Annotated in this window: 10 protein-coding genes; 1 reads left to right on the top strand and 9 read right to left on the bottom strand. The window is 60.7% G+C overall.

The window, feature by feature from the left end:
• Positions 1-48: 48 nt before the first annotated feature.
• Together metK and rpoZ are read right to left on the bottom strand one after the other, a co-directional pair.
• Complete coding sequence (metK, locus tag BAD_RS02885; protein WP_011742983.1) at positions 49-1,263, bottom strand: methionine adenosyltransferase; 1,215 nt, start codon at positions 1,261-1,263, stop codon at positions 49-51.
• A gap of 173 nt (positions 1,264-1,436) precedes the next feature.
• A complete protein-coding gene (rpoZ, locus tag BAD_RS02880; protein WP_011742982.1) occupies positions 1,437-1,721 on the bottom strand; it encodes a DNA-directed RNA polymerase subunit omega in 285 nt (94 codons plus the stop codon).
• A 214-nt stretch (positions 1,722-1,935) separates the two neighbouring features.
• On the opposite strand from rpoZ, the gene ilvD reads away from it, so the two are divergent.
• On the top strand, positions 1,936-3,795 hold the full coding sequence (ilvD, locus tag BAD_RS02875; protein ID WP_003808620.1) for a dihydroxy-acid dehydratase: 1,860 nt from the start codon (positions 1,936-1,938) through the stop codon (positions 3,793-3,795).
• An 87-nt stretch (positions 3,796-3,882) separates the two neighbouring features.
• Here ilvD and gmk read toward each other — a convergent pair whose 3' ends face one another.
• The 7 genes from gmk to tuf form a co-directional block, all read right to left on the bottom strand.
• Positions 3,883-4,470, bottom strand: a complete 588-nt coding sequence (gene gmk / locus BAD_RS02870) for a guanylate kinase (RefSeq protein ID WP_011742981.1) — start codon at positions 4,468-4,470, stop codon at positions 3,883-3,885.
• A gap of 60 nt (positions 4,471-4,530) precedes the next feature.
• Positions 4,531-5,469: an orotidine-5'-phosphate decarboxylase gene (pyrF, locus tag BAD_RS02865; RefSeq protein ID WP_113736325.1), complete on the bottom strand. Its 939-nt coding sequence runs from the start codon at positions 5,467-5,469 to the stop codon at positions 4,531-4,533.
• 2 nt (positions 5,470-5,471) lie between these two features.
• The gene (carB, locus tag BAD_RS02860; RefSeq protein ID WP_011742980.1) at positions 5,472-8,852 is read right to left on the bottom strand and encodes a carbamoyl-phosphate synthase large subunit; all 3,381 of its coding nucleotides are present in this window, start codon (positions 8,850-8,852) and stop codon (positions 5,472-5,474) included.
• Positions 8,845-10,035, bottom strand: coding sequence for a glutamine-hydrolyzing carbamoyl-phosphate synthase small subunit (gene carA / locus BAD_RS02855; RefSeq protein WP_011742979.1), 1,191 nt, complete (start codon positions 10,033-10,035; stop codon positions 8,845-8,847). The genes carB and carA overlap by 8 nt, the downstream gene beginning before the upstream one ends.
• Positions 10,036-10,149: 114 nt before the next feature.
• Positions 10,150-10,593 (bottom strand): transcription antitermination factor NusB, encoded by a 444-nt coding sequence (gene nusB, locus BAD_RS02850; RefSeq protein WP_003808612.1) that lies wholly within the window; start codon positions 10,591-10,593, stop codon positions 10,150-10,152.
• Positions 10,594-10,614: 21 nt separating this feature from the next.
• Positions 10,615-11,178 carry an elongation factor P gene (gene efp, locus BAD_RS02845; RefSeq protein WP_003808611.1) on the bottom strand — a complete coding sequence of 188 codons (564 nt, stop codon included), beginning with the start codon at positions 11,176-11,178 and terminating at the stop codon, positions 10,615-10,617.
• A gap of 180 nt (positions 11,179-11,358) precedes the next feature.
• Positions 11,359-12,558 (bottom strand): elongation factor Tu, encoded by a 1,200-nt coding sequence (gene tuf / locus BAD_RS02840; RefSeq protein WP_003808607.1) that lies wholly within the window; start codon positions 12,556-12,558, stop codon positions 11,359-11,361.
• Between the last annotated feature and the right edge of the window lie 61 nt (positions 12,559-12,619).

Raw genomic sequence — 12,619 nt, 5'->3', positions numbered from 1 at the left:
TAACGCATGCGCCGACGCCTGTTTCATCGTAGGACGTCGGCCGCGTTTTCAAGCCTTGATGGCCTCCTTGAGTTCGTCGACCTTGTTGGTGGCTTCCCAAGTGAAGTCGGCATCCTCGCGACCGAAATGGCCGTAGGCCGCGGTCTTGGAGTAGATCGGACGCTTCAGGTCAAGCTCGTCGATGATGGCGGCGGGACGCAGGTCGAACACCTTGCGCACCGCCTGCTGGATCTGCTCGCGGGTCACACCGATCTCGGTGCCGTAGGTCTCCACGTTGATGGACACCGGATCGGCCACGCCGATGGCGTAGGCGACCTGCACCTCGACCTTGTGGGCAAGGCCGGCGGCCACGATGTTCTTGGCCACCCAGCGTGCCGCATAGGCCGCGGAACGATCCACCTTGCTCGGATCCTTGCCGGAGAACGCGCCGCCGCCATGGTGGGCAGCGCCGCCGTAGGTGTCGACGATGATCTTGCGGCCGGTCAGACCGGCGTCGGCTGCCGGACCGCCAAGGATGAACGAGCCGGTCGGATTCACCAGCACGCGGTATTCGTCGTGGGCCACACGGTCGGCGAGCACGTCATCCAGCACCGGACGGATCACATGTTCGGTGAGCTGTTCCTTAAGCCATGCCTGGTCCACTTCCGGGTCGTGCTGGGTGGAGACCAGCACGGTGTCGAGACGCACGGGATGGTCATCGTCGTCGTATTCGATGGTCACCTGCGTCTTGCCATCCGGACGAAGATGCGGCACCTCACCGCTCTTGCGCACTTCGGCGAGACGATACGCCAGACGGTGCGCCAGATGAATCGGCAACGGCATAAGCACGTCGGTCTCGTCGCACGCATAGCCGAACATCACGCCTTGGTCGCCCGCGCCTTGCGCCTCATACCGCTGTTCACGGGACGCCTTCGACTCCTCCTCGCCACTCAACCGGGCAACGCCCTGGTTGATTTCCGGACTTTGCTCGGTAAGCGACACCGTCACACCGCAGGAATCGGCGTCAAGTCCCACGCGGGAGCTGGTGTAGCCGATATTGCGCACCACGGAGCGCACGATGTTCTGGATGTCGGAATAGCCTTCGCTGGTCACCTCACCGAACACGAAGAACTGTCCGACCGTGGCGCAGGTCTCCACGGCGACATGGGAATGCGGATCCTGCGCGAGCATATCGTCGAGAATCGCATCGGAAATCTGGTCGCAGACCTTATCCGGATGGCCCTCCGTCACCGACTCGGCGGAAATCAACTTCAATTCAGCCATACGGCTGCTCCTTTCGCGAACACCCAACCGTTCGCATCCTGTGATCGCCCACGAAAAACGCCCCGTCCTTCACAGACGCAATCAATAGTTAATTGTTGACTATTCAAAGCGCACCGCTCAGGTATCGGGGCGAATGAAAAATGATGCCAGTCCCTCTATGGGAACCGTGTAGATCAGTTGCCTTCGGTCAGATCGTCCTCACCAAGGGTTTCCTCAAGCAGACCACTGTTGATCTCGCGGAACGCGATGGACAGCGGCTTCTCCTGATTCTGGTATTCCACCAGCGGGCCGACGTTCTGCAGCAGACCCTCATTGAGCTGGGTGAAATAGGAATTGATCTGGCGGGCACGCTTGGCCGCGAAAATGGCCAGAGCGTACTTGGAGTCCGCATGCTCCATCAAATCGTCGATCGGCGGATCCGCAAGACCGGTCGGGGTTGGCTCAGTGCCGAATGCCATAGTGATTATCTCCAAATCATCAGATAAGCCAAAAGCTTCTTTTCCAAAATCATTAGTATAGGCAATCCACTGGACCTCAACCTTGCCTCTCCCACAGGCCTTCTCCACCAGCGTAGTTATCCAACCTGTAAGGGAATCACACGGTTTTCCGAAAATTTCCACATAGTGACTCTTGACAAAACACGTGTCCCGTTTAGCCAGCACAATAGGAGGCATGGAAATGCGATCTGCAAAACTAATGAATGGACGAGTATTCGCGGGCGCTCGCGCCCTCTACCGCGCCGCCGGTGTGGATGGCAAGGATTTCGGCAAGCCGATCATCGCCATCGCCAATTCCTTCGACGAGTTCCTGCCGGGACATGTGCACCTGAACAAAGTGGGCCGTCTGATTTCCGATGCCATCAAGGAAGCCGGCGGCATTCCGCGCGAGTTCAACACGATGGCCGTTGATGACGGCATCGCCATGGGCCACACCGGCATGCTGTACTCCCTGCCGAGCCGCGACATCATCGCCGATACCGTGGAATATCAGGTGAACGCGCACTGCGCCGACGCGCTGATCTGCATCCCGAACTGCGACAAGGTCGTGCCGGGCATGCTGATGGCCGCGCTGCGACTCAACATTCCGACCGTGTTCGTTTCCGGCGGTCCGATGGAGGCCGGCACCACCGTGCTGCCCGACGGCACCGTGAAGAAGAACACCGATCTGATCGACGTGATGTACGCCTCCGCCGATGACAATCTGAACGAAGAGGATCTGCTCGCCTACGAGAAGACCGTCTGCCCGACCTGCGGTTCCTGCGCCGGCATGTTCACCGCCAACTCCATGAACTGCCTGACCGAGGCCATCGGTCTGGCTCTGCCGGGCAACGGCACCATTCTGGCCTCCCATTCCTACCGCAAGGACCTGTTCAAGCGCGCCGCCGAGCAGGTGGTGAAGATCGCCAAGCAGTATTACGACGATGACGACGATTCCGTGCTGCCGCGTTCCATTGCCACCAAGAAGGCTTTCGAGAACGCCATGACCATGGATGTGGCCATGGGCGGTTCCACCAACACCGTGCTGCATATCCTCGCCATGGCGCAGTCCGCCGACGTGGACTTCACACTGGATGACATCGAGCGTATCTCCCACACCGTGCCGTGCATCTGCAAGGCGTCGCCGTCCGGCGAATGGGAGATTTCCGACGTGCACCGCGCCGGCGGCATCACCGGCATCCTCGGCGAGCTTGACCGTGCCGGCAAGCTGCACCGCGACGTGCATTCCATTGATTACAAGTCGTTGGAAGACAAGCTTAACGACTGGGACATCATGCGCGACACCTGCACCGAGGAAGCCAAGCAGATGTATCTGGCCGCTCCGGGCCACATCGTCTCCCCTGAACCGTGGACGCACACCACGCTGTTCGATTCGCTCGATCGTGACCGTGTCAACGGCGCCATCCACGATATCGACCATCCGGCGGTCACCGAAGGCGGTCTGGCCGTGCTGCGCGGCAACCTCGCGCCTGACGGCTGCGTGGTGAAGACCGCAGGCGTGCCGAAGGAGATCTGGACGTTCCGCGGACCGGCGCTGGTCGTCGAATCCCAGGAGCAGGCCATCGAGGTCATCCTCAACGACACGTTGAAGCCGGGCATGGCTCTGGTCATCCGTTACGAAGGCCCGAAGGGCGGTCCGGGCATGCAGGAGATGCTGTACCCGACCTCCTTCGTGAAGGGCAAGGGCATCGGCAAGCAGGTGGCCATGCTCACCGACGGCCGCTATTCCGGAGGTTCTTCCGGTCTGGCGATCGGACACATCGCGCCTGAGGCCGCGAACAAGGGCCCGATCGCTCTGATCAAGAACGGCGACATCATCAACATCGACATTCCGAACCGTACGGTGAACGTCGAGCTTTCCGACGAGGAGCTGGCTCAGCGCCGCGCCGAGCTGGAGGCCGGCGATGGCTATGTCGCCCATCGTGATCGCAAGGTTTCTCAGGCTCTGAAGGCTTACGCCGCCTTCGCCCGCTCCGCTGACAAGGGAGCGACCCGTGATCCGGAGCTGATTGACAAGCTGTCCGGTCTCGCCTGATTCAAACATACGAAAAGGGCCTGCGCGAAATCGTGCAGGCCCTTTTCGTATGCCGGTTTTTATTGGCTGGATAGTCGGATTGACGGATTACAGGCCGAACTCTTCGGCGATGATATGCCAAAGCTCGTCTGCGGCCTCGTCGACCACGTTATTGACGATGCGTTTGTCGAATTCCGGCGCAGCGGCCAACTCGACCTTGGCGGTCTCAAGCCTTTTGGCCTGCTGCTGAGGGGTTTCGGTGCCACGGCCGATCAGACGACGTTTCAGTTCTTCGAAGGACGGCGGCTCAATGAACACGGTAAGCACTTCGAGGCCGAGTTCCTTCGCGCGCCGTTTGACCGTCCGGGCTCCCTGTAGGTCGATTTCCAAGACCACGGGGATATTGCGTTCCAGATGTTCCACGACTGGTTTCACGGGTGTGCCGTAGTGGGCGAGGCCGAACACGTCGGCGGTTTCGAGAAACTCCCCCGCCTTTTCTTTGGCCAGGAATTCAGGTTCGGTCATGAAGAAATAGTTCACGCCGTTCACTTCGCCCGGACGAGGCTGGCGTGTCGTGGCGGACACCGACAGCCAGATTTCGGGGTGCTGTTCGCGTACGCGCCCCAGAACAGTGCCTTTGCCCACTCCGGCGGGTCCGCAGAGCACAATCAAACGTCCATGTTGAGAATCAGCCATTCCATCCCCACTCTTGGTTATGTCTTGTTTTCCAAAAAGGAAGCTATTCAGAAAAAGAATTTATTCGACGTCTCCATCAGCCGCATCATCGGCGCTTTCGTTTTGAGCCTCGGTCAATGCCTGCCGAATATCCCTGGCGACCGACGCGGTGGCTTCGGTCAATTTTGCGATGTCGGGACCGTGCGTGGCGATGGAACGAGATACCGTGACCAGCACATTGCCCTTGGTGCCTTTGAACACGGTCTTCAGATCGCGTGTCTCCGCTCCCTGCCATCCGTAGCCTGGGGAAAGAATCGGTCCGGTGAACTTGGCCGGGTCGACGCCCGAATCGTTGATCCACTGCCCGATGGTGGCGCCGATGATAAGGCCGACGGAACCCATTCCATCATTGCCCTTATTGAATTTCTGAGCAGTGCTGGCGATGCCGTACGCCACTGTTTTGCCCTTGTATTCGCCTGCCTGACGAATCGCCGTCTGCAGGCTGGCGCCTTCCTGGTTGGACGTCAACGATGCGATGAACACGCCCCTGCCGTTGTTGAGCGCGTCATTGATGACGCCTCCCAATGACCGTGCGCCGTAATACGGCAGCAGGGTGATGGCGTCTGCCAGCAATGGCGCGCCCGGCTTGAAATAGGCGTCCGCGAACGCGGAAATCGTGGTCGGCAGGCCGCCATGCAGGCAGTCGACGATGGTGATGACACCCATCTGCCGTGCCGCATAGAGCACGCGTTCAAGCGCGGCGATGCCTTTGGAACCGTACCGCTCGAACATGGAGGACTGGAATTTGACAGCTGCGGCACGGCCATTGGCCGCCTGCAGCATGCGCATGGAATACAGCTCCGCCCCCAACGCGTCGACGTTATAGCCCCAGTCAGTGAGGAGCTGCCGATGCGGGTCGATGCCGACGCACAACGGGCCGTATTTGGCCATTGAATTGCTCAGTCGCAGACCGAAATCCGAACGCTGGGCATTCACTTCCTCACTGCTGGGGCTACTCATCATTAGTCACGGCTTTCCAATTCGAACAGCTGCGTGGAATGATCCTGAATACTCATGATCTGATAATCATTATTGCGCACCGCCTCGATAGCCATCAACACGGCGGAGAATTCCGTCATGGTGGTGAACTGCGGCAGGTCGGCTGCGATAGCCGCCGAACGGATGGCGTAGCCGTCGGAACGGGAACCGCGGGAGTTCGGCGTGTTGAGAATCAGGTCGATCGCGCCTTCCTCGATCAGCTGGACGACGTTCTTGCCGACGCTGCCCTCCGCATGGTAGGTGGTGATCGGGTCGTCTGGATCGGAGTCCATACGCACGCTGATCTTGTCGACGATCTTGGAATCGATGCCGTAGCGGCGCAGCACGGATGCCGTGCCTTCGGTGGCCCAGATGTTGAAGCCGAGCTCGACCAGTCGCGCGGCGAACAGCGGCAGCTGGCGCTTGTCGGTGTCGTTCACGGAGATGAACACGTTGCCGCTGGTCGGCAGGCCGCCTTCGTATGCGGCGAGCTGGCTCTTGGCGAACGCGTGCGGGAAGTCGCGGTCGAAGCCCATGACCTCGCCGGTGGAACGCATTTCCGGTCCGAGCAGCACGTCGACGGTCTTGCCGAGCGGAGTGCGGAATCGCTTGAACGGAAGCACGGATTCCTTGACGGCCACCTGCTGGCCGCGATGGATGTCGCCACCGTCGCCGTGGGGCAGGAGCAGGCCGTTGTCACGCTGCTGCTGGATGGTTTCGCCGACCATGATGCGGGCGGCGGCCTTGGCCAGTGCCACACCGGTGGCCTTGGAAGCGAACGGCACGGTACGGGAGGCACGCGGATTGGCCTCGATGACGTACAGAGTGTTGGCCATGAAGGCATACTGCACGTTGATCAGGCCCTGCACGCCACAGCCCTTGGCAATGGCGTAGGTGCCTTCACGCAGACGACGGATCTGGTCATCGGACAGCGTGCTCGGAGGCAGGGTGCAGGCGGCGTCACCGGAATGGACGCCAGCTTCCTCGACGTGCTCCATGATGCCGCCGATATACAGCTCCTCGCCGTCGAACAGCGCGTCGACGTCGATTTCCACGGCATCCTGCAGGAACTTGTCGATGAGCAGCGGCGAAGGCAGACGGCCGGACACGACGGTGTCGGCCTGGGCTTCCTTCAATGCGCGATCGACGTACTTGCGCAATTGGGCGTCGTCGTAGACGATTTCCATGCCACGGCCGCCGAGCACGTAGCTCGGACGGACCAGCACCGGGTATCCGATGGCGTGCGCGGCCTCGCGGGCCTCGTCCAGGCTCAGCGCGGTGCCGTAGCGCGGCGCGTTCATGTCGGCCTTCTTCAGCACCTCGCCGAAGAGCTCACGGTTTTCGGCCAGATCAATGGATTCAGGCGTGGTGCCGAGAATCGGAACGCCTGCGGCCTTCAGTCGGGCGGCCAGGGACAGCGGGGTCTGGCCGCCGAGCTGGACGATGACGCCCTTGATCGGACCCATCTTCTTTTCGGCCTCGTAGATCTCGAGCACGTCTTCGAAGGTGAGCGGCTCGAAATACAGGCGGTCGGACATGTCGTAATCGGTCGACACGGTCTCCGGGTTGCAGTTAACCATGATCGTGTCATAGTTCTTGCCCAGTTCCTGCACGGCGTGCACACAGGTGTAGTCGAACTCGATGCCCTGGCCGATGCGGTTCGGACCGGAGCCGAGGATGATCACGGCCTCGCGGTCGCGAGGACGCAGCTCGGTCTCATCCGCGTAGCAGGAGTAGTAGTACGGGGTTGCCGCGTCGAATTCGGCGGCGCAAGTGTCGACGGTCTTGAACACCGGGCGGAGGTCGTACGACCAACGCAGCTCACGGATGGTGTTCTCGCCCTCGTCTCCCAGACGGCGTAGGTGCGCGATCTGCAGGTCGGACAGGCCGGCGAGCTTCGCCTTCTTCAGCAGCTTCCTGGTGAGCTTCTCCGCGTTCTTGACTTCCAGCGCAGTCTCGTTGATGAGCGCGAACTGGCGGATGAACCACGGGTCGATCTTGGTGGCCGCGAAGATCTGCTCTTCGGTGGCGCCTCCCCACAGGGCACGCTGAATCTGCAGATAACGGTGCTCGGTCGGCACCTTGATGGCGTCGAGCAGCTGGGAAACCTCGTCCTCGGACGGCTTGTCACCATCCCAGTTGAAGCCCATGTGACGCTTGTCGATGGAGCGCATAGCCTTACCAAGCGACTCCTGGAAGTTGCCCGCGAGAGCCATGGCCTCGCCGACGGACTTCATGGAGGTGGTCAGCGTCGGATCGGCGCCCGGGAACTTCTCGAACGCGAAACGCGGCACCTTGGTGACCACGTAGTCGATGGTCGGCTCGAAGCTGGCCGGCGTGGACTGGGTGATGTCGTTCTGGATCTCGTCCAGCGTGTAGCCGAGGGCCAGCTTGGTGGCGATCTTGGCGATCGGGAAGCCGGTGGCCTTGGAAGCCAACGCGGAGGAACGGGACACGCGCGGGTTCATCTCGATGACGATGATACGGCCGGTGTCCGGGTTGACGGCGAACTGGATGTTGCAGCCGCCGGTGTCGACGCCCACGCCACGGATGATGGCAATGCCAATGTCACGCAGCTTCTGGTATTCGCGGTCGGTCAGGGTGAAGACCGGTGCCACGGTGATGGAGTCGCCGGTGTGCACGCCGACGGGGTCGACGTTTTGGATCGGGCAGACGACCAGGACATTGTCCTTCTTGTCGCGCATCAGCTCGAGTTCGTATTCCTTCCAGCCTTCGATGCTTTCTTCGATCAGCACGTGGTCGGTGGGGGAATAGTGGATGCCGGCGCCGGCGATGCGGTGCAGCTCGTCTTCGTCGTGCGCGATGCCGGAGCCGAGACCACCCATGGTGAAGCTCGGACGGACCACCAGCGGGTAGCCGAACTTCTCGGCGATCTTGTCGACTTCCTCAAGGGAATGCGCGATGTCGGAGCGGGCGGATTCGGCGCCAGCCTCCTCCACGACCTTCTTGAAGAGTTCGCGGTCCTCGCCACGATCGATGGCGTCAAGGGACGCGCCGATCAGCTCGACGTTGTACTTCTTGAGCACGCCCGCCTCGCCCAGCGCCATGGCCGCGTTCAGCGCGGTCTGTCCGCCCAGCGTCGGCAGCAACGCGTCAGGACGTTCCTTGGCGATGATCTGCTCGAGGATCGGGGTGGAGATCGGCTCGATGTAGGTGGCGTCGGCCATTTCCGGATCGGTCATGATGGTGGCCGGGTTGGAATTGACCAGAATGACCCTAATGCCCTCTTCGCGCAGCACGCGGCAGGCCTGGGTGCCCGAATAATCGAATTCCGCGGCCTGGCCGATCACGATCGGACCGGAGCCGATGACCATCACGGACTTGATGTCTGTGCGCTTAGGCATTGCGGGTTCCCTCCTTGACGGAACGCATGAGATCAACGAAACGATCGAACAGGTATGCGGCATCGTGCGGGCCGGCGGCGGCTTCCGGGTGATATTGCACGGAGAACGCCGGGATATCGACGCACTGCAGGCCTTCGACCACGTTATCGTTCAAATCGATATGGCTGACGAACACCTTGCCGTATTTGCCGTTCTCGAATGGCGCGTCGACGGTTTCGCCGATTGGCGCATCCACGGCGAAGCCATGGTTGTGCGCGGTGATTTCGATTTTGCCGGTGGTCATATCCTTGACCGGCTGGTTGATGCCGCGGTGGCCGAATTTGAGCTTGTACGTGCCGAAGCCGAGCGCGCGGCCCAGCAGCTGGTTGCCGAAGCAGATGCCGAAGAACGGATATCCGGCGTCGAGCACCTGACGCAGCAGATTCACTTCAGAATCGGCCTGTTCCGGGTCGCCCGGACCGTTGGAGAAAAAGACGCCGTCGGGATTAAGGGACTGGAGCTCGTCGAAGGTGATGGTGGACGGCACCACATGCACGCGGCAGCCGCGTTCGGCCATGCGATGCGGGGTCATGGACTTGATGCCCAGATCGACGGCCGCCACGGTAAACAGCGGTTCCTTGCCTTCGAATTCGCCGCAGGGTTCGATGGTATAGGCTTCCTTGGTGCTGACCTCGTCGTAGAGGCTCATGCCCTTCATCTGCGGAGTGGCCTTGACCTCGTCGAGCATGGAGTCGATGGTGCGCAGTTTGCCGTCACCGTCGAGCAGCGCGTCGCCTGAGAAGATGGCCGCGCGCATCACACCGGCGGAACGCAGGTGGCGTACCAGCTTGCGCGTGTCGATATGGCTGATGCCGACGATGTGGTTGGATTCGAGATCGTCGTCAAGGCTGCCGGTGGCGCGCCAGTTGCTCACATTCGGGCTGGGATCGCGCACCACATAGCCTGCGACCCAGATTCTGGAGGATTCCGGATCCTCCCCGTTGATTCCCGTGTCCCCGATGTGCGGGAACGTCTGTACCACGATCTGACGGTCGTAGCTGGGATCGGTAAGCGTTTCCTGGTAGCCGGTCATGCCGGTCGCGAAAACGATCTCCCCGCTGGTCGTGCCGATCGCGCCGTATGGCTCGCCCACATACACCTGTCCGTCTTCGAGAACAAGAACGGCATCCTGAGGGTCAAACATCACGGCTTCGGAATCATACTGGTTCACCAAAACCCCCTTATAGTCAAGGTATTCGTACCAAGGATAGCGGCCGGTTAGGACTCGCGACCCGGCCGAATCGCTTAACTTTCGGCTTTATTCAGCCGAAGGTTCGGTCGGTTGTTCGGCCACTTCAGTGGCTTCCGCATCGGCGCTCACCGCGCTGAGCAGACCATGGATGAACGCCGGCGAATCGTCGTCGCACAGCGTTTTGGCAAGGCTCAACGCCTCATCGATGGCCACCATGTTGGGAACATCATCGTTGAACATGATCTCCCATGCGGCGATGCGCAGGATATTGCGGTCGACGACGCCCATGCGCTTGACCTTCCAACCGGTGGAATGTTCGTCAAGCATGGCGTCGATGGCGGCGATATGCTCCGCCACGCCACGGACGATTTCGATGGCGTAGTCGGGCAGCGGGGTCTGAGCGCCGGGCTGCTCGATGCGCTCAGCAAGAAGGGACAGGATGTCCTGTCCCTTCTCATCCGCTTCATACAACGTGTTCAGAGCCCTCTTGCGAGCGGTGGAACGTGCCATGAAACTTCGCTGTCCTTACTCTCAGTTCTCGCGGCCGAGGTAGGAGCCGTCGGTGGTGTTCACCTTGACCTTCTCGCCTTCGCCGATGAACAGCGGCACCTGGATCTCGGCGCCGGTTTCGACGGTGGCCGGCTTGGTGCCGGCGTTGGAACGGTTGCCCTGCAGGCCCGGCTCGGTGTGGGTGACGGTCAGGACGACGGAAGCCGGCAGCTCGACGGACAGCGGGGTGCCGTCGTGGAAGGACACGACGCAGTCGGTGCCTTCGAGCAGGAACTTGGCCTGGTCGCCGACCAGGGTCTTCGGAATGAAGATCTGGTCGTAGGTGGTCATGTCCATGAAGACGAAGTTGTCGCCGTCTTCATAGGAGTACTGGAGGTTGCGGTTGTCGACGGTTTCGAATTCCATCTTCATGCCCGCGTTGAAGGTCTTGTCGACGATCTTGCCGGAAAGCACGTTCTTGATGGTGGTGCGCACGAAGGCGGGGCCCTTGCCCGGCTTGACGTGCTGGAACTTGATGACGGTCCACAGCTGGCCATCGAGGTTCAGAACAGAACCGTTCTTGATGTCATTGGTAGTCTGTGCCAAATTAACTCACCTATTTCTTCATCTGACGGAAAAGCTTACAAAAAGCCTTGCTCATTATGCCACGGCGTGCATACTTTGGAGCATTGCCCTTCCATATATAAAGAAACCTCCCTCGGATTCGCATCCTTGGGAGGTTTCTTTAAAACGCTAATTCAAGCGTGTCTTGATGTCGGGTAGAAACTACTCGATGATCTTGGTGACACGGCCCGAGCCGACGGTGTGGCCGCCTTCACGCACTGCGAAGGTCAGGCCCTCTTCCATAGCGATCGGCTGGATCAGCTCAACGCCGAAGGTAGCGTGATCGCCCGGCTGCACCATCTCAACGCCTTCCGGCAGGGTGATGACGCCGGTGACGTCGGTGGTACGGAAGTAGAACTGCGGACGGTAGTTGGAGAAGAACGGCGAGTGACGGCCGCCTTCGTCCTTGGTCAGCACGTAGACTTCGCCCTCGAACTTGGTGTGCGGGGTCACGGAGCCCGGAGCAGCCAGAACCTGGCCACGCTCGACCTGGTCACGGTTGATGCCGCGGAGCAGCAGACCGGTGTTGTCGCCAGCCTCGCACTCGTCCATCTGCTTGTGGAAGGTCTCGATGGAGGTGACGGTGGTGGTCTGGGTCGGACGGATGCCGACGATCTCGACGTTGGAGTTGACCGGGAGCTTACCACGCTCGACACGGCCGGTCACCACGGTGCCACGGCCGGAGATGGTGAAGACATCTTCGATCGGCATCAGGAACGGCTTGTCCAGATCGTGGACCGGGGTCGGGATGTAGTCATCGACGGCGTCCATGAGCTTCTTGATCTGCTCAACCCACTTCTCGTGGTCCGGAGCGTCATCGTGCAGTGCGCCGTAAGCGGACACGTGGATGACCGGGCAATCGCGATCGAAGCCATTTTCGTCGAGGAGGTCACGGACCTCTTCCTCAACGAGCTCGATGAGCTCGTCGTCGTCGACCATATCGCACTTGTTCAGAGCGACGAGGATCTTCGGGACGCCCACCTGACGAGCGAGCAGCACGTGCTCGCGGGTCTGAGCCATCGGGCCGTCGGTGGCGGCCACAACAAGGATGGCGCCATCCATCTGAGCGGCGCCGGTGATCATGTTCTTCACGAAGTCGGCGTGGCCCGGGCAGTCGACGTGAGCGTAGTGACGCTTCTCGGTCTGGTACTCGATGTGGGCGATGTTGATGGTGATACCGCGGGCGGCCTCTTCCGGAGCGGAATCGATCTGGTTGAAGTCGTACTCCGGGTTGACATCCGGGTACTCCTCGTGCAGCACCTTGGAGATGGCTGCAGTCAGGGTGGTCTTGCCGTGATCGACGTGGCCGATGGTACCAATGTTAACGTGCGGCTTAGTACGCTCGTACTTTTCCTTTGCCATGTGTTTGTCCTCCTGGACGTCTCGTAGTAAGCCTTGAACTCACTTCAAGGCACTCGCTACA

The sequence above is a fragment of the Bifidobacterium adolescentis ATCC 15703 genome, from assembly GCF_000010425.1.
Taxonomy (GTDB): domain Bacteria; phylum Actinomycetota; class Actinomycetes; order Actinomycetales; family Bifidobacteriaceae; genus Bifidobacterium; species Bifidobacterium adolescentis.
Note: the sequence above shows the minus strand (reverse complement) of the source record. Positions and strands in the feature narration are given on the sequence as shown.